Annotated in this window: 16 protein-coding genes; 4 read left to right on the top strand and 12 right to left on the bottom strand. The window is 69.4% G+C overall.

Annotated features, from left to right (window positions below; all coding sequences use genetic code 11):
- Nucleotides 1–3: 3 nt before the first annotated feature.
- The 3 genes from argB to coaBC form a co-directional block, all read right to left on the bottom strand.
- Nucleotides 4–900, bottom strand: a complete 897-nt coding sequence (gene argB / locus EDC29_RS02090) for an acetylglutamate kinase (protein WP_123138979.1) — start codon at nt 898–900, stop codon at nt 4–6.
- A gap of 192 nt (nt 901–1,092) precedes the next feature.
- The gene (gene dut / locus EDC29_RS02095; RefSeq protein WP_123138978.1) at nt 1,093–1,551 is read right to left on the bottom strand and encodes a dUTP diphosphatase; all 459 of its coding nucleotides are present in this window, start codon (nt 1,549–1,551) and stop codon (nt 1,093–1,095) included.
- Entirely contained in the window at nt 1,535–2,746 is a 1,212-nt protein-coding gene (coaBC, locus tag EDC29_RS02100) for a bifunctional phosphopantothenoylcysteine decarboxylase/phosphopantothenate--cysteine ligase CoaBC (RefSeq protein ID WP_123138977.1), read from the bottom strand. Before coaBC ends, dut begins: the two co-directional genes overlap by 17 nt.
- A gap of 105 nt (nt 2,747–2,851) precedes the next feature.
- Between coaBC and radC the strand changes: the two genes are divergently transcribed.
- Nucleotides 2,852–3,526, top strand: coding sequence for a RadC family protein (radC, locus tag EDC29_RS02105; protein ID WP_123138976.1), 675 nt, complete (start codon nt 2,852–2,854; stop codon nt 3,524–3,526).
- On the opposite strand, the gene EDC29_RS02110 is transcribed toward radC, so the two are convergent.
- Nucleotides 3,410–4,309, bottom strand: coding sequence for a PP-loop family protein (locus EDC29_RS02110; protein WP_123138975.1), 900 nt, complete (start codon nt 4,307–4,309; stop codon nt 3,410–3,412). The two genes, radC and EDC29_RS02110, sit on opposite strands and share 117 nt — an antisense overlap.
- Nucleotides 4,310–4,320: 11 nt before the next feature.
- Nucleotides 4,321–4,887 carry a metallophosphoesterase family protein gene (locus EDC29_RS02115; protein WP_062271568.1) on the bottom strand — a complete coding sequence of 189 codons (567 nt, stop codon included), beginning with the start codon at nt 4,885–4,887 and terminating at the stop codon, nt 4,321–4,323.
- A 201-nt stretch (nt 4,888–5,088) separates the two neighbouring features.
- On the opposite strand from EDC29_RS02115, the gene EDC29_RS02120 reads away from it, so the two are divergent.
- The gene (locus EDC29_RS02120; protein WP_123138974.1) at nt 5,089–6,663 is read left to right on the top strand and encodes a carbon-nitrogen hydrolase family protein; all 1,575 of its coding nucleotides are present in this window, start codon (nt 5,089–5,091) and stop codon (nt 6,661–6,663) included.
- A 93-nt stretch (nt 6,664–6,756) separates the two neighbouring features.
- Here the strand turns inward: EDC29_RS02120 and EDC29_RS02125 are convergent, their stop codons facing one another.
- From EDC29_RS02125 to EDC29_RS02140, 4 genes are all read right to left on the bottom strand, one after another.
- Entirely contained in the window at nt 6,757–7,242 is a 486-nt protein-coding gene (locus EDC29_RS02125) for an Hsp20/alpha crystallin family protein (RefSeq protein WP_132228345.1), read from the bottom strand.
- A gap of 111 nt (nt 7,243–7,353) precedes the next feature.
- The gene (locus EDC29_RS02130) at nt 7,354–10,761 is read right to left on the bottom strand and encodes an MFS transporter (RefSeq protein WP_132228347.1); all 3,408 of its coding nucleotides are present in this window, start codon (nt 10,759–10,761) and stop codon (nt 7,354–7,356) included.
- Nucleotides 10,762–10,854: 93 nt separating this feature from the next.
- The gene (locus tag EDC29_RS02135; protein WP_123138971.1) at nt 10,855–11,268 is read right to left on the bottom strand and encodes a helical membrane plugin domain-containing protein; all 414 of its coding nucleotides are present in this window, start codon (nt 11,266–11,268) and stop codon (nt 10,855–10,857) included.
- A 19-nt stretch (nt 11,269–11,287) separates the two neighbouring features.
- On the bottom strand, nt 11,288–12,481 hold the full coding sequence (locus EDC29_RS02140) for an NAD(P)/FAD-dependent oxidoreductase (protein WP_242465901.1): 1,194 nt from the start codon (nt 12,479–12,481) through the stop codon (nt 11,288–11,290).
- Nucleotides 12,482–12,742: 261 nt separating this feature from the next.
- Between EDC29_RS02140 and EDC29_RS02145 the strand changes: the two genes are divergently transcribed.
- Complete coding sequence (locus EDC29_RS02145) at nt 12,743–13,183, top strand: winged helix-turn-helix domain-containing protein (protein ID WP_132228349.1); 441 nt, start codon at nt 12,743–12,745, stop codon at nt 13,181–13,183.
- 6 nt (nt 13,184–13,189) lie between these two features.
- Here the strand turns inward: EDC29_RS02145 and EDC29_RS02150 are convergent, their stop codons facing one another.
- On the bottom strand, nt 13,190–14,038 hold the full coding sequence (locus EDC29_RS02150) for a pirin family protein (protein ID WP_132228351.1): 849 nt from the start codon (nt 14,036–14,038) through the stop codon (nt 13,190–13,192).
- Nucleotide 14,039: 1 nt separating this feature from the next.
- Nucleotides 14,040–14,654, bottom strand: a complete 615-nt coding sequence (locus tag EDC29_RS02155) for an FMN-dependent NADH-azoreductase (protein ID WP_132228353.1) — start codon at nt 14,652–14,654, stop codon at nt 14,040–14,042.
- A gap of 112 nt (nt 14,655–14,766) precedes the next feature.
- On the opposite strand from EDC29_RS02155, the gene EDC29_RS02160 reads away from it, so the two are divergent.
- On the top strand, nt 14,767–15,666 hold the full coding sequence (locus EDC29_RS02160; RefSeq protein ID WP_132228355.1) for a LysR family transcriptional regulator: 900 nt from the start codon (nt 14,767–14,769) through the stop codon (nt 15,664–15,666).
- Nucleotides 15,667–15,701: 35 nt separating this feature from the next.
- Here EDC29_RS02160 and EDC29_RS02165 read toward each other — a convergent pair whose 3' ends face one another.
- A complete protein-coding gene (locus tag EDC29_RS02165) occupies nt 15,702–17,678 on the bottom strand; it encodes a BCCT family transporter (protein WP_123138965.1) in 1,977 nt (658 codons plus the stop codon).
- Nucleotide 17,679: the final 1 nt, after the last annotated feature.

Raw genomic sequence — 17,679 nt, forward strand, 5'->3', positions numbered from 1 at the left:
GTCTCAGCGGCTGCGGATCAGGGTACCGACGCCCTCGTCGGTGAACAGATCGAGCATCACCGCGTGCTCCACCCGGCCGTCGATGATGTGCGCCGAACGCACCCCGGAGTGCACCGCGTCGAGCGCACAGCGGGTCTTCGGCAGCATCCCGCCGGAGATCACCCCCTCCTCGATCAGCGCCTCGACCCGCGCCGCGTCGATCTCCTTGATCAGCGTGCCCTCGCCGTCGAGCAGCCCGGGGGTGTTGGTCAGCAGCAGCAGCTTCTCGGCCTCGAGCACCTCGGCCATCTTGCCGGCGACCAGATCGGCGTTGATGTTGTAGGCGCGACCGTCCTCACCGACCCCGATCGGTGCGATCACCGGGATGAAGTCGCTCTTGACCAGCATGTGCAGGACGTGGGGGGCGATGCTCTCGACCTCACCGACATGGCCGAGGTCGATGATCTCGGAGGCCTTGAGCTCGGGTGCGCCGCGGCGCAGCACCAGCTTGCGGGCGCGGATCAGGTCGCCGTCCTTGCCGGTGAGACCGACGGCATGGCCGCCGTGCTGGTTGATGAAGTTGACGATCTCCTTGTTGACCAATCCGCCGAGGACCATCTCGACCACGTCCATGGTCTCGGCGTCGGTCACCCGCATCCCCTGGACGAACTCGGTGGCCTTGCCCAGACGCTTGAGCAGCGAGCCGATCTGCGGGCCGCCGCCGTGGACGATCACCGGGTTGATGCCGACGAGCTTCATCAGCACCACGTCGCGGGCGAAGCCCTGCTTGAGGCGCTCGTCGACCATGGCGTTGCCGCCGTACTTGATCACCATGGTCTTGCCCTGGAAGCGACGGATATAGGGCAGCGACTCGTTGAGGACGTGGGCGATGGTATGGGCGCGTTCGTTTGCGAGTGTCATCTGTGGTGTCCGGGTCTGTCGATGCGTCGGCGCGCCGGGCGGCGCGGGTGGGACGCGGGTGGGGCGAGCGGAGACGATCGGCGCGTCTTCGCAGCGGGTGCGCCGGGGCGGTCCTGGAGGCCGATGGCGGGCGTCCCCGGCGTGGCGCGGCGCCGCGCCGGCGGTCCGCCGGCGCGCGCTCTGGCGCTCGATTCAGTGTCTGCCGGTGTGGCCGAAGCCGCCCGCGCCACGGTTGGTGGCGTCGAATGCATCGACCACCCGCAATTCGGCCTGCAGTACCGGCACCAATATCAGCTGGGCGATGCGCTCACCGGGTTCGATACGGAAGGGGACCGTACCGCGGTTCCAGCAGGAGACCATCAGCGGTCCCTGGTAGTCGGAGTCGATCAACCCGACCAGGTTGCCGAGGACGATGCCGTGGCGATGGCCCAGCCCGGAGCGCGGCAGGATCATCCCGGCGACGCCGGGCTCGGCGATGTGGATCGCCATCCCGGTGGGCAGCAGCTCGGCGTCGCCGGGGGCGAGCTCGAGCGGGGCCTCGAGCATGGCACGCAGGTCGAGCCCGGCCGAGCCGGTGGTGGCGTATTGCGGCAGTGGATAGTCGCGCCCGAGTCGGGGATCGAGCAGCTTGACGTCAAGACGATGGTGCATGGTGTTCGAGATAGCGTTCGGCGATGAGTTCGGCCAGCGCCCGCGCGAGTCGGGGCTTGGCCATCATGGGCAGGTCGCGCTGACCGTCGGGCCAGAGCACGGTGAGCGCGTTCTCCTCGCGTTCGAAGCCGCCGCGCGGACCGCCGACACGATTGGCGGCGATCATATCGAGCCCCTTGTCGACGAGCTTGCCACGGGCATAGTGCTCGACCCGCTCGGTCTCGGCGGCGAAGCCGACGGTGAAGGGGGCGGGGCGGCGCGCGGCGACCTCGGCGAGGATGTCGGGGTTGCGTTCGAGACGGATCTCGAGCGCGGCGTGTTCCTTCTTGATCTTGGTCTCGGCCGGGGCGACCGGGCGATAGTCGGCGACCGCGGCGGTGCCGACGAAGAGTTCACAGGCGTCGGCGCGGGCGATCACCTCGGCGTGCATCTGCAGCGCGGTCTCGACCTGCACCACCTGCTCGACCGGCGGTGGCGTCAGCGCGGTGGGGCCGCTGACCAGGGTCACCCGGGCGCCGAGCGCGGTGAGCGCCTCGGCCAGCGCATAGCCCATGCGCCCGGAGCTGCGGTTGCCGAGATAGCGCACCGGGTCGAGCGGCTCGCGGGTGGGGCCTGCGGTGAGCAGCACCCGGACCCCGTCGAGCGGTCGCGCCGGGTGCAGCGCGGCGGCGATCTCGGCCGGTTCGAGCATCCGCCCCGGGCCCTCGTCGCCGCACGCCTGGACGCCGACGCCGGGGCCGATCACCTGGACGCCGCGCGCGCGCAACCGCGCCAGGTTGTCCTGGGTGGCCGGGTGGCACCACATCTGTTGGTTCATCGCCGGGGCGATCGCCAGCGGTGCCGGGCTGGCCAGCACCAGGGTGGTGAGCAGGTCGTCGGCGATGCCGGCGGCCAGCCGCGCCATCAGGTCGGCGGTGGCCGGGGCGATGAGGATCTGGTCGGCCCAGCGGGCGAGCTCGATGTGGCCCATCCCGGCCTCGGCGCCGGGGTCGAGCATCTCGACCCGCGCCGGGCGCCCGGAAACGGCCTGAAAGGTCAGCGGACCGACGAAGGCGGTGGCCGCCCGGGTCATCACCACCTGTACCTCGCAGCCCTGCTCGCTGAGGCGACGGACCAGCTCGACCGACTTGTAGGCGGCAATACCGCCCCCGACCCCGAGCAGGATGCGGGATCCCGCGCTTGGTTGAGTCGACAAATCGTGTATCCTTGGTGTTCGAATCGGATCAGTTTAACGCAGATCACCGGGTGCGAGCGCGACCGCCGAGCGTGGCCGGACGGCACCCGGCGGGAGACCACGGCGATGCCGATCCGCGACTGGCCGAGTGCCGAGCGCCCGCGCGAGAAGCTGTTGGCGCACGGCGCGCAGGCGCTCACCGACGCCGAGCTGCTGGCGATCTTCCTGCGCACCGGGGTAACCGGCAAGAGCGCGGTCGACCTGGCGCGCGAGCTGCTCGCCGACTACGGCGGGCTGCCCGGTCTGCTCGCCGCCGACCAGCGCCGCTTCTGCGCCGGCAAGGGGCTGGGCACGGCCAAGTACGCGCAGCTCCAGGCGGTACTCGAACTCAGCCGCCGCTATCTGTTCAGCCGCATCGGCGGCGCCGATGCGCTCAGCGACGTGCAGTGCACCCGCGACTATCTCAAGTTGCGTCTCTACGGCTCGCCGCACGAGATCTTCGCCTGTCTCTTCCTCGACACCCGCAACCGGGTGATCCGCTACGAGGAGCTGTTCCGCGGCACCGTCGACGGCGCCAGCGTACACCCGCGCGAGGTGGTGCGACGGGTGCTCGAGACCAATGCCGCAGCGGTGATCTTCGCCCACAACCACCCCTCCGGGGTCGCCGAGCCGAGTCAGGCCGATCTACGCATCACCGAGCGGTTGCGCGCTGCCCTGGCGCTGATCGACGTGCGCGTGCTCGACCACTTCGTCATCGGCGCCGGCGCGGGCGTCTCCTTCGCCGAGCGCGGCCTGCTCTGAGTCCGGGCGCGGCCGCTCGCTCGGCCAGCCCGGCTCGGGCAGCTCGCCCTCGGTCATGATCGGGCGCATGGCGTGGAGCATGTTGGCGAACAGCCCCTGGTGCTCGCGCTCCTCGCGCGCCAGCAGGGTCTTCATGTAGGCGCGCTGCGAGGGCATGGTGAAGCAGGCCGGGCAGCTGTCGGGCACCACCGGCAGCCCGGCGTGGGCGGCGAAGTCGGCGGTCTGGCGCTCGCGACAGTAGGCCAGCGGACGGATCACCCGCAGGTCGCCCTCCTGGTTGCGATAGTGCGCCTTCATGGTGCGCAGCTGGCCGCCGTGGAACAGCGACATCATCAGGCTCTCGGCGAGGTCGTCGAGGTGCTGGCCGAGGGCGAGCACGTTGTAGCCGTGCTCGCGACAGAGACGGTACATGATGCCGCGTTTCATCCGCGAGCAGTAGGCGCAGAAGGAGTCGCCGTCCATGTGCGTCTTGGCCTGCTCCATCAGCGGCTGCTGCTCGTAGTGCCAGGGCACGCCGAGGCGAGTGTAGTAGTCCTTGAGCGGTTGCGGGTCGAACCCCGGCACCTCGGGGTCGACGGTGAGCGCGGCGAGCTCGAAGCGTACCGGGGCATAGGTGCGCAGATGGGCGAGGATGTGGAGCAGCGACAGCGAGTCCTTGCCGCCGGAGACGCCGAGCAGGATGCGGTCGCCGTCGCCGATCATGCGGAAGTCGGCGATGGCGCGGCCGACCTGACGCAGCAGGGACTTCGGGGGTTTGACGAGGTGCGCGGTGGTTGAACTCATGAATGGTGTCGTCAGGCGATGCGCGCGCGCGGCGCGTGCGAATGATGGGTGAATCTGTGCACCTCGACCGTCCAGGTCGAGGCGCGTGCCTCGAGGATCAGGCAGGAGGGGCCGCCGTGGGTCCGGGTGCGACCGGCCGCGCCCGGGTTGAGCACCCAGGGCGAGACGTCGGTGTCGACGACCAGCCGATGGCTGTGACCGTACACCAGGACCCGGGCCTCGGGGAAGCGTCGGCGCAGCCAGCCGTGGCGGTCGCGCGCCGGGGTCTGGTGGCCGTGGATCACCACCAGGGTGCCGCCGGGCAGGGGGTAGGCGCGCCACTCCGGCAGGTGCTGGAGCAGCTCGCGGTCGGCGCTCGGCCACTGGCGCGGCGAGTCGTTGTTGCCATAGACCGCGAGCACCCGCCCCTGACGGGGTTGCAGGCGCGCGAGCACGGCGGCGTTGCCGATGTCGCCGGCGTGCACCGCGAGGTCGCAGTCGCCGACCAGTTGCTCGATACGTCCATCGAGGCTGCCGTGGGTGTCGGCGAGCAGGGCCACGCGCAGCGCGGGTTCGGGTTGTGGGGCGGGGGTCGGCATGATCTCGGTCCGTGAATGACGTGTGCTCGCCGCGGCGGTCGCCGCTCGGCGGTGGTGTCCGTCCGCCGTGGCGAACCCGTCAGTCTACTGATGATTCTCAATGTGAGGGTGACCGATAGGCAGCGACAAGGGTGTGGGGTCTGGCACAATCGATGGTCCGGTATCGACGCCGGCCATCCCTTCAGCCGAGGAGTGCACGACATGTCCAGCTCCACCCAGGCCAGATCCACCAAGCCCCAACTGTTGGTCCGCAACGCTCGCATCGCCGATATTCCCGCCATCCGCGCCCTGGTCGCCAAGGTCTACCAGAGCGCCGGCATGGGCACCTATTCGGCAGCGATGTTGCGCGGCCAGATCAACAATTTCGCCGAGGGACAGTTCGTCGCCGAGTATCAGGGCGAGATCGTCGGCTACTGCGCCACCTTCCTGATCAGCGGTCAGTTCGCGCTCAAGCCCCATACCTGGGCCGAGATCAGCGGCGGCGGCTATGCCTCGCGGCACGACCCCGACGGCGACTATCTCTACGGCATGGAGGTCTGCGTCGACCCCGATTATCGCGGGCTGCGCATCGGTCAGCGTCTCTATGACGCGCGCAAGAAGCTGGCGCGCGCCTGGGACGCCAAGGGGATCGTCTTCGGTGGCCGGCTGCCGACCCTGGCGCGACGAGTGCGCCGCTTCGACGGTCCCGAGCACTATCTCGAGGAGGCCAAGGCCAGCCGCCAGCGCGACCCGGTGCTCGCCTTCCAGATGCGCAACGGCTTCGAGGTGCTCGGGCTGCTGCCGGACTACCTCAAGGAGGACAAGGAGTCGCTCGGGTATGCGGTGCATCTGCTGTGGCGCAACCCCAATGCCCCGGACGAGCAGGAGGAGCGTCGCGCCAAGAGCTATGGGGCGCGGTTGCCCGACACCGTGCGGGTGGCGACGGTACAGTACATGCAGCGCCGGGTGGGGTCGTTCGATGAATTCATCGATCTGGTGCGCTATTTTGTCGACGTCACCGCCGACTATCGCGCCGACTTCGTGGTCTTCCCCGAGCTGTTCTCGCTACAGCTGCTGTCGATGGAGGACCAGGAGCTGTCGCCGGCCGAGTCGATCGAGGCGCTCACCAAGTACACCACGCCGCTCAAGGAAGCGCTCAGCGAGATGGCGGTGCGCTACAACATCAACATCATCGGCGGTTCGCACCCGACGCGGATGGCCAATGGCCGGGTCGAGAACATCTGCTACGTCTGTCTGCGTGGCGGCGAGGTCCACGAGCAGCCGAAGATCCACCCGACCCCCAACGAGGTCTACTGGTGGAACATCGAGGGCGGCGACTCGCTCAACGCGATCAACACCGACTGCGGTCCCATCGGGGTGCTGATCTGCTACGACTCGGAGTTCCCCGAACTCGGCCGTCATCTCGTCGACCAGGGCGCCAACATCATCTTCGTGCCCTTCTGCACCGACGAGCGCCAGTCCTATCTGCGGGTGCGCTACTGCTGTCAGGCGCGGGCGGTGGAGAACCAGTGCTATGTCGCCCTCTCGGGCAACGTCGGCAACCTGCCGAACGTGCACAACATGGACATCCAGTACGCCCAGAGCTGCATCCTCACCCCCTGCGACTTCCCCTTCGCGCGCGATGGCATCGCCGCCGACACCACGCCCAACGTCGAGACCGTGGCCTTCGCCGACCTGCGTCTCGAGGCGCTGCGCGCGGCGCGCAACTCGGGCACGGTGCAGAACCTGAAGGATCGACGTCACGATCTCTACACCACGGTGTGGCGCGAGCGCTGAGGGACGGGTCGTGCCGGGGCCGCAACGACGCGCCCCCGGGCCGGGTGTCGGCACCGGGGGCGTTGCGGGCTCGGGGGCCCGCGTGGTGGATGATCACTTCACCTCGACGCGGCGGCGCTCGGCGCGCTCGGTCTTCGGCAGGTGGACCTCGAGGACGCCGTCCTCGAAGGTCGCCTCGACCCGCTCGGTGGCGACCTCATCGGGCAGCCGGATGCTGCGGGTGAAGCCACCGCGGGCGATCTCGGTGTGGCAGTAGGTGCCGTGCTCCTCGCGGGTCTCGTGCGCCCGCTCGCCCTTGATGGTGAGCAGCCGTCCGCTGAGTTCGATCTCCAGGTCCTTGCGGGCCACGCCCGGCACCTCGGCGCGGACCAGGATCTCGTCGTCGCGGTCGATCACGTCCATCCGCGGTACCACCGCCGTCGCCTTGGTCTCGGCGTCCCAGCCCGGCCACAGCCCGGGGAACGGACGCTGCAGCCAGCCCTGTCGCATCATCTGCTCGAAGGCGCGATCCATCTCGTCGAAGAGGGTCGGCGCGCGCTGCGCGCCGGTCTCGGCGGGCATCTTCGTCTTGGTCTTCATGGCACTCCCCTCCTCCCTCGCATCAGCTCGGGGTTTCTGCTTCAAGCATAGCCTGCCGGCGGCCGTTTTCAATCCCGATCATTTCGTTTTTATTTCTTTTGTAACATGTGTTTATGTCGATTCTTTCGGCGTCTTGCAGGTCGCGAGATCGGCCGCCAGCCGACGGCTTGCGCCGTAGTCGACCTTGCCGCTGCCGAGCCTGGGGATGCGCTCGACCTGATGGATCTCGGCGGGCATCTCCAGCGGCGTCATCCCCGCCGTGCGCAGCTGACCGCGCAGTTGGTCGAGTTCGAGCACGGCGCTGACCAGCAGCACGATGCGCTCGCCCTTGCGCGGGTCGGGCAGGGTGGTGGCCACCAGGTCGAGCTCGGGGCAGGCGAGCGCGGCCTTGACCTGCTGCTCGACATGACCGAGCCCGACCATCTCGCCGCCGATCTTGGCGAAGCGCGAGTAGCGCTCGACGATGGTGAGGAAGCCGTCGGCGTCGACCCGGCCCTTGTCGCCGGTGCGGTACCAGCGCATGCCGTCGAGGGTGATCACCGTCGCGGCGGTGCGTTCGGGGTCGTCGAGATAGCCCTTCATCACCTGCACCCCACCGATCAGGATCAGCCCCTCCTCGCCGGGGGGCAGGGTGCGCAGGTCCTCGGGGTCGACGATGCGGAAGCTGGTGCCCGGCAACGGCATGCCGACGCTGCCCGGGCGCGAGCCGATCTGCACCTTCCAGGTGGCGGTCTCGAGCGCGTCGGGGACGTTGACGCTGGCCACCGGGGTGGTCTCGGTGGCGCCATAGCCCTCGTAGATCGGCTTGTTGAAGCGCAGCAGGAAGGACTTGCGCACCTCCGGGTCGAGCCGCTCGGCGCCGGCGACCACCACCCGCAGCGACTGCAGCATCAGCGGGTGCACCCGCGGGTGGCGCAGATACAGCCGCAGGAAGCTCGAGGTGCTGCACAGCACGGTGGCGCGATAGCGGGCGATGGCGCGGGCGTTGGCGAGCGCGTCGGTGGGGTCGGGGTGACAGACCACGGGGATGCCCTCGAGCAGCGGCAGGAAGGTGGTGACCGTCAGCCCGAAGGCGTGGAAGGGCGGCAGGTTGGCGAGGATCAGGTCGTCGCGCTCGGTGTTGAGCACGTCGGCGATCTGACGCACGTTGGCGAGGATGTTGCGATGGGTCAGCTCGACCCCCTTGGGCAGGCCCTCGCTGCCGCTGGAAAACAGGATCGCCGCGGTCTCGTCGGCATCGAGCCGGGCGCCGAGCGCGCGCAGCAGCCAGCGCGGCGGCAGCAGCCGGGCGAGGACGATCAGCAGCAGTGGCCGTACCCGACCGATCCGCCCGCGCAGGTCTTCCAGCGCCACCGCCTCGACCCCGTCGAGTGCCGCGTCGAGATCGATGCCACGCTGTGCGAGCCGGGCGCGAAAGCGCCTCGAGGTCAGCACCACGCCGCAGTCGGCGCGCGCGATCGACTGGCGCAGCACCTCGGGCCCGGTGGTGTAGTTGAGGTTGACCACCGTCTTGCCGGCGAGCAGCGCGGCGAGGTTGGCGAGCGCGGCGCCGACGCTCGCCGGCAGCAGGATGCCGACCCGCGGCCCGGGGCAACGGGCGCGGACCTCGAGGGCGAAGGCGAGCGCCGCGCCGGCGAGCCGGGGCTGACCCAGACTGGCGCCCTCGGCATCGGCCAGACAGACCCGCGCCGGGGTGCGCCGATTGGCCTCCAGCCAGGCCTCGGGCAGGCTCGGCAGCTGTTCGACATGGCGCTGCCAGGAGCTCACCGAGAGTTCGAACACCGCCTGCTTGACCTGCTCGGCGCTGCTCTCGCGCGTCATCGGCGCGCCGAAGGCGACCACCAGGTCGCGGGTGCGCCCGACCCGGCGGTTGGCCTTGAGTTGGTCGCTGGCGTACGAGAAGCGGCTGCCCCAGAGCCCGCGCAGATAGAAGGGCACGATCACCGCGCCGGTGGCCGCGCTGGCGGCGCGCTCGAAGCCGCGCTTGAAGGCCGAGAGCTGACCGTTCTTGCTCAGCGTGCCCTCGGGGAACAGACAGACCACCTCGCCGGCCTCGAGCAGCCGGGTCACCCGCGCGGTGGCCTCGCGGCTGGCGCCGCCGGAGATCGGGATCACCCCGAAGAAGTCGAGCAGGTGGCGCAGGTACCAGCGCTCGTAGAGCCCGCGTTCCATGACGAAGCGCACCGGGCGCGGCGCGGCCATCTGCACCACCGCCCAGTCGATCCAGCTGACGTGGTTGCCGAGCAGCAGCACGCCGCCGAGCGGCGGTAGCTGCTCGACCCCGATCACCGCGAGGCGGTAGCGGGTGGCGAGCAGTCGACCGGCGACGAAGCGGGCGAGCGACTGCGGCAGGTGATAGAGGGTGTAGCCGGCGCCGAGCAGGGCGGTCAGCGCCAACACCCCGAGCAGCGCACCCGGGGCGATGCCGAGCGCGAGCGCGGCGGCCACCGCCAGCGTGCCGCCGAGCACCCCGGCGCGCGAGAGCGCCTGAGCACACCCCAGTGCGCTGCCGTGGCGGGCGGTGACGTGGAACTGGATCAGCGCCTGCAGCGGCACCAGGAAGAGCGCGCCGGCGAGCCCGAAGGCGGCGAGTGCGAGCACCTGGGCGCCGCCGGAGAGCCCGGGCAGCAGCAGTAGCGAGACGGCGACGCCGATGGCGCCGAAGGAGGCGAGCGCGCTCTCGATATGATCGCGCGAGAGTCGTGCGGCGAGCAGTGCGCCGAGCACGAGTCCGACGAGCCCGGCGGCCAGCGGCCACAGCAGGGGCAGTGGACGCTCGTCGAGTGCGGCGGGGAGACCGAATAGCAGCCCGGCGGCGATCGCCCAGAACAGGGTGACGCCGATCAGCGAGCGCCAGATCACCGGGTTGGCGCGCAGCGCCCGGACCTCGGCGAGTAGGGGCCCGGCCAGCGGCGGTTTCGGCGCCGGTTCGGGCGCGCGCGCCAGGGCGCGGGTCAGCGCGAGCTGGGCGAGCGCGGCCAGCACCAGCGGGACGAGCGCGGGGAGCAATTGGTGCAGCCGTGTCGCCAGGTCCGCGCCCGTGGGGGTGAGGAGCAGCAACGACCAGCCGGCGAGCAGCCCCAGCCCGAGCGCGCCGAGCAGCTGGGCATTGGCCACCCCGAGCCGGTGCTTGCCGGTGAGCCCCTGGAGGTGCGCCACCACCGCCGGGGCGAAGAGGGCGAGCTGGCCGCCGAGCAGCAGCGCCGCGAGCCAGGGCGTGCCCGGCCAGCCGCGCCACTGCAGTCCGGCGAGCGTCGCGACCAGCAGCGCCTGGGTCCAGGCGGCCAGCCGCAGCACCGGGGTGGCGCCGCGGCGGTCGATCCAGCCACCGATCGCATGGGCCAGTAGCGCCGAGGGTGCGAGCAGCAGCGCCCACACCAGGGGCTCGGCGAGCGGCGCGGCAGCGGCGGGTGACAGCGCGCGGTGCAGCAGCGCCAGCACGCCGCCGGCGCCGAGACCGTTGAGTGCGACCAGCGCCTGCAGCTGGGGGAGAGCAGTGGGCTGTGGCGACTGACCCATGGAGCGATCCTCGCATACCGAGTCGGGTGGGAGGCGGTGGCCTTCCACCCGAGTCTAGGCAGGCCGATGCGCTCGCGCCATGGCGCGCGCCGCTCAGTCGTCCTCGGGGATCTCGGCCTCGAGCGCGACCTGGCGGCCGACGGCACCGAGCAGCTGGATGACGAAGAACAGCCCGCGCCTGACCTCCGGGTCGTTGAGCTGGCGCGAGAGCTGCCACAGGGTCGGCGGCTCGCTGTCAGCGGCGGTGGCCGAGGCGCTGCGCAGCGCGTTGCCGGCCGACCAGCCGGCCCACACCACCTCCTCGAAGGCCTTGGCGAGCTTCTGGGTGAGCTGGTCGTCGGCCATGTCGATGAAGTCGGAGGTGGCCGAGAGCAGGTCGACGACATTGTGCAGGCGCCGCGTCTGCAGCAGTGGGGCTAGGTGTTCGGCGAGGTCGCGCAGCCCTGCGGCGGTATCGGGGTCGGCGAGCACCGCTGCGGCGTCCTGGGGTTTGGTGGCGGTCAGCATGATCGGGTCCTCCTCTCCACTACACCAGACCGCGTGCCGTGGCCCAGTAGACGCCACGGTTGAAGGTCTTGCGCATCAGCCCGCCGACCTTGGTCGGTGGGGTCGGTTGGACGTCCTGGTCGTAGTCGTACCAGAGCGGCATCCCGGCCTCGAGCCCCATCTGCGCGATCGCCTGGACGCGACCGTCGTAGACCGCCGGGGTGGCGCCCTGGCGCAGGTCGAAGGCGATGTTGTCGATGATCACCGGCGACTGGTTGTGACAGGAGCCGCCGGCCTTGGAGATCGGCAGGTCGACGGTGTCGCCCATGCAGTAGACGTTGGGGTGACCCTTGAGCTGCAGGCTGCGACGGTTGGTCGGCAGCCAGCCCTCGTCCTCGGCGGCCTCGGAGACGCCGGAGTTGATCACCGCGTCGACGGCGCGGATCGGCGGGGTCGACATCAGGATGTCGAAGTCCTCGCTGTCGCCCTCGCTGGAGTGGGCGACGCGGGCATCGGGGTCGACGCGTTCGAGGGTGAAGCCGCGTTTGAAGTGGATGTCGCGGTCGCTGAAGATCTGCGGCAGGACCTCGCAGGTCTGCTTCTGCATGAACAGACAGTTGCGCAACAGTTGCGAGACGCTGGGATAGGTGTAGAGGATCTCGACGCGGTCGCGCACGCCGCGTCGGCGCAGCAGCTCGTCGACCATCAGCGTGGTCTCGATCGGCGCGATCCCGCACTGGTGGGGGACGTCCGGGGTCTTGGGGAAGGTGACGGTGATGAAGATGCGCCCGCGCTCGATGGTGCGCAGCTTCTGCGCCAGGCGCCGGGCCGGCTCGAACTGGTAGAAGTGGTCACCGGCCTCGGCCAGCCCCTCGATGCGCTCGGGCGCGGGCAGGCAACCGGTGGAGACGACCAGATAATCGTAGTCGTAGTGGGCGCCGCTGCGGGTGTGCAGACGGCTGGCGGAGAACTCGAAGGCCTCCACCTCGTCGACCACGAAACGCACCTCGGGGCGCAGCAGGGTGGCCTGTTTGCGACGTAATTCGGCCTTGTGGTACATGTCGAAGGCGACATACATGAAGGCCGGCTTGTAGTAGTGCCAGGGTGAGTTGGAGATCAACATCACCTCGACCTGGTTGCGCCGGATCTCGACGCCGAGCTTGGAGACCATGTTGTTGGCGGTCATGGTGCCGCCGATGCCGCCACCGACGATGACGATGCGCTTCTTCATCATCCACCCTCGTCTCGTGTTGCGAACCTGAGTCGGACGGGCCGGAGGCCGGGTGCTCGCCCGGCGCCGCCTCCCGGGCGGTTGCCGATCCCGTGCGCGTCCCGTTCCCGGGCGCGCTTCAGTGCCATGCGGGGCCGCCCGGACGGCTGGTTCGCGAACAGTCGTGGCGGGGCGACTCGATCCCTCATGGTGTGGCGATTCACGGTACTTGGCCGCTGGGGAAAAGGGAATAACCGAGTTTTCCAATCTGAAAAGGTCCCTGTCATGCCCGTCGATCCATCCCCTTCCGTCCCCGTCGATCCGGTCGATCAGGTTCGCCGGGCGATCATCGAGTGCCTGAACCGCTTCTATGCCATCGAGAGCGGGATGTGGGGCGATCCGCTCTCGAGCCTGATGATCCGTACCGTGATCCAGGCGCGGCTCGAGGGCCGTCCCCACGACATCTCCTCGTTGAGCACCTGTCTCGATCTGAGCCTCGCCACCGTGCACCGCAAGCTCAAGCGCATCGCCGCCGACGGCTATATCGAGATGCGCCGCGAGGGGCGCTCGATCCGGCTCTATCCGACCGAACGGGTGGAGGTGCTGTTCGACACCCGCTTCGACGAGATGATCGAGACCCTGCGCGCGCTCTACGGGCGTGGCGAGGGGAGGGCGTCGGACTGGGGGCCGCCGCGACCGTGCCGTGTCGACGACGGCGATGACTGAGCGCGCTCAGTCGGTCAGCCGGCCGGCTTCGTAGTCGGCGATCGCCTGGTCGATCTCGGCCTGGGTGTTCATCACGAAGGGGCCGTAGTGGGCGAGCGGCTCGGCGAGCGGTCGGGCGGCGATCAGGAGAGCGCCCGCGCCCTCTGTCCCCGCGGTCAGTCGCAGCTCCTCGGTGTCGTCGAGTTCGGCGAGTTGGTGACGCCTGATGCCGTCGTCGGCGATCGCGACCCTGCCCTGGTGGACATAGAGCAGCTGGCGCCAGCCCGGGGTCGCCGGCAGGTCGAACTCGTCGTTCGGGTCGAGCGCGAGGTCGAGCAGCAGGGGGGCGCACGCCGCCTCGGTGAGCGGGCCGTGCGTCTGCGTGCCGGCGAGTTCCAGGTCGCCGGCGATCACCCGTACCCGACAGCCCGGGGTGGGAGCGAGCCGGGGGATCTGTGCGGCGGGGATGCGCCGGTAGGCGGGGTCGCTGAGCTTGTCGCGCGCCGGCAGGTTGAGCCAGAGCTGCAGCCCGTGTGCCCGACCGTTGCGCAGCACGGGTTGTTCGGCATGGATCACGCCGCGCCCGGCGCGCATCCAGGCAACGTCGCCGGTCTCGACCAGATCGCGGTTGCCGAGATGGTCGGCGTGGGCCATGGCCCCGTCGAGCATCAGCGTCAGGGTCTCGAAGCCTCGATGCGGGTGCTCGGGGAAGCCCGGCGGGGTGTCGTGCCGGTCGGCGATGGCGAAGTCGTCGAGCAGCAACAGCGGGTCGAGCGCGCCCATCCCCTCGCGGGCGAGGACGCGCTGCAGCCTGACCCCGGAACCGTCCGAGGCGCGGCGCGCGTCGATCAGTCGGCGGTGGCCTGGGGTGTCCATCTCAGTGCACCAGCTCTGCGGCCAGTGCCTGTACCTGCTCGGTGGCCCGGGCGATGCTCGCGCGACGGGGCTGGTCACCGAGATTGAGTCCCTCGGCATAGATCAGGCGCACGTCGTCGATGCCGAGGAAGGGCAGCATGCTCGTCAGATAGGCCGCGACCGTGTCCTCGGGGCTGTCGCGGTGGATGCCGCCACGACTGAGCAGGGCCACCGCGCGCTTGCCCTCGAGCAGCCCGACCGGCCCCTGCTCGGTGTAGCGGAAGGTCTCGCTGGCGCGGGCGACGTGATCGAACCAGCTCTTGAGCTGCACGGGGATGGCGAAGTTGTACATCGGTGCGCCGATCACCAACAGATCGGCCTCGCGCAGCTCGGCGATCAGTGCGTCGGATCGCGCGACCCTGGCCTGTTGGTCGGCGTCGCGCTGCTCGGCGGGGGTGGCGAAGGCGGAGACGCCGGCGGCGTCGAGCGCGGGCAGTGGTGTAGCGGCGAGGTCGCGATGGGTGATCTCCAGCGCCGGGTGGTGCACGCGCAGGGCGTCGACGAGGTGTGCGCCGAGGATGGTCGAGACGCCCTGGGCGGCGAACAGGCTACTGTCGAGATGGAGGATCTTGTTCATGGTGTCCGGCTCCGGTCGGTGATGCAGAGAGGCTTTCAGTTCAGGATAGAGCTGGATTTCGTCGTCTTTCATGCGAACATTCGCGCTTTCCCATCAAGAATTTAGATCAGTCATGTCCAAGCCCCCACGCACCTCGCTCGAACACTGGGCCATGCTCCAAGCGGTGATCGATCACGGCGGGTTCGAGGCGGCAGCCGAGGCGCTCGGGCGCAGCCAGTCGGCGATCAGCTATGGCATCAAGCGGCTGCAGGAACGATTGCCGGTGGCGTTGCTCGAGCAGCGCGGTCGGCGCAGCCTGCCGACCGCTGCCGGTGAGCGCTTGCTGCGTCGTTCGCGGGTGTTGCTCGAAGAGGCGCAGCGTCTCGAACGGCTGGCCGCGACCCTCGCCGAGGGCTGGGCGCCCGAGGTGCGGCTCGCGCTCGATGCCGTGGTGACGCCGCAGGCGCTGGTGGTGGAGGCGCTCGCGGCCTTTGCCGACGCGGCGCCGCAGATCAGGGTGGAGTTGATCGAGTCGGTGCTCTCCGGGGCGAGTGATGCACTGTTGCAGCGTCGGGTCGATCTGGCGATCACCCCGCTGGTGCCGCCGGGGTTTCTCGGCGAGGCGCTGATCGAGGTCGAGTTCGTCGCCGTCGCCCACCCCGAGCACCCGCTGCATCGGTTGGGACGGACGCTGGGGATCGCCGATCTGCGTCAGCACCGTCAGGTGGTGGTGCGCGACAGCGGGCAGCAGCAGATCGATCGCGGCTGGCTGGGGGCGGATGCGCGCTGGACCGTCTCGCAGCTGGAGAGCGCGGTCGCGCTCATCCGTCGGGGGCTGGCCTTCGCCTGGATCCCGCGGGCCGCGATCGCCGCGGCGCTGGCGAGCGGCGCGCTGCGCGAACTCGATCTGGTGGAGGGCGGACGCTATCGGGTGACCCTGTATCTGGTGCACGCCGAGCACGATGAGGCGGGACCGGCGGTCGATGCGTTGACCCGGTCGCTTTTCGAGGCCGTCGCACGCGTGGCGGATTAGATCGCCGCCGGCCATGGGGCCGGCGGCGGGACGGGTCAGCGCAGCAGGTGCAGGAAGTGCATGTGCTTGTGGTACTGGCTGATGATGTCGTTGATCACCGCCTCGCGCGACCAGCCCATCACGTCGTAGTCCTGACCGCCCTCGCCGAGGTGGATCTCGGCGCGGTAGTAGCGCTGCTCCTCGGGCGCGTCCTCGGCGGAGAACTCGGGCTGGATGAAGGCCGGCTTGATGTGCGAGCGGCTGCGCACCTCGTAGATGAAGTCGACCTCCTCGCCGAGCATCACGATCAGTCGCACCCGATCACGCTCCTCGTCGAGTTCGACGGCGGTCTCGAGGTCGTGCTTGCGCAGCTCGTTGGCCACCGCCTCGCAGGCGGGCCGGGCGATACGACGCATGAAGCGGCGCACGTTCTCGCGGCTGGGCGCGTCCATGATGGTACCGAGTCGGTCCTGCCAGTCGCCGAGTCGCTCGCTGGGGACGATCGGGGCCACGTTCATCTGCAGGCTGTCGCGCTTGGCCGCGTCCACCCTGAGCGCCTTGAGCAGGCCGAAGGTGGCGATCAGCAGCACCACGGCGAAGGGCAGCGCCGAGGCGATGGTCATGGTCTGCAGTGCGCCGAGTCCGCCGGCGACCAGCAGCACCGCGGCGACCACGCCCTCGCCCGAGGCCCAGTAGATGCGTTGCCACAGCGGGGTGTTGTCGTGACCGTTGGAGCAGAGCATGTCGACCACCATCGAGCCCGAGTCCGAGGAGGTGACGAAGAACACCACCACCATCACCGTGGCCACCACCGAGAGCACGCCCGACATCGGGAACTGCTCGAGGAAGGCGAACAGCGCCAGGGTGACATCGCTCGAGACGGTGTCGCCGAGACTGGTCAGCCCCTCGTTGAGGATCATGTTGATCGCCGAGTTGCCGAAGAAGGTCATCCACATCAGGGTGAAGCCGCTGGGGATGAAGAGCACGCCCATGGCGAACTCGCGGATGGTGCGACCGCGCGAGACACGGGCGATGAACAGCCCGACGAAGGGCGCCCAGGACAGCCACCAGCCCCAGTAGAGGATGGTCCAGCCGCCGATCCAGTCGGTCTTCTCGTAGGCGTAGAGGTTGAAGGTGTTGCGCACGATGTCAGAGGCATAGGAGCCGACGTTCTGCACGAAGGCCTGGAGCAGGAACACCGTGGGGCCGGCGAGCAGCACGAAGGCGAGCAGCAGCACCGCCAGGCCCATGTTGAGCTCGGAGAGCCGACGGATGCCCTTGTCGAGGCCGGTGGTGACCGAGATGATCGCCAGCAGGGTGACGCCGGCGATCAGCAGCACCTGGACACCGACCCCGACCGGGACGCCGAAGAGGTGGTTGAGCCCGGAGTTGACCTGGAGCACGCCGTAGCCGAGCGAGGTGGCCACACCGAACACGGTGCCGACCACCGCGAAGACGTCGACGGCATGACCGATGGGACCGTAGATCCGATCGCCGATCATCGGGTAGAGCGCCGAGCGCAGGGTCAGCGGCAGGCCGTGACGATAGCTGAAGAAGGCCAGGATCAGCGCCACGATGGCATAGATCGCCCAGGCATGCAGACCCCAGTGGAAGAAGGTGATCTTCATCGCCTCGCGCGCGGCGGCGACGGTGGCGCCGTCGCCGACCGGCGGCGAGAGAAAGTGCATCACCGGCTCGGCCACGCCGAAGAACATCAGCCCGATGCCCATGCCGGCGGAGAACAGCATCGCGAACCAGGTGGTGTAGGAATAGTCCGGGCTGGAGTGATCCGGTCCGAGCTTGATCTCGCCGTAGCGCGACAGTCCCAGGAAGGCGACGGTGATCAGGATCACCGCTACCGTCAATACGTAGAACCAGCTGGCGTTGTCGACGATGCCCTGCTGGAGGTGCTGCAGCCAGGCGTCGGCGGTCTCAGGAAAGGCCGCTGCGATCACCACCATCAGGATGATCAGGGCGGAGGCGGTATAGAAGACTGGAGGGTTGAGTCGGGCTTTTTCTGGAGTGGATTGCATT

The sequence above is a fragment of the Marichromatium gracile genome (assembly GCF_004343155.1).
Taxonomy (GTDB): domain Bacteria; phylum Pseudomonadota; class Gammaproteobacteria; order Chromatiales; family Chromatiaceae; genus Marichromatium; species Marichromatium gracile.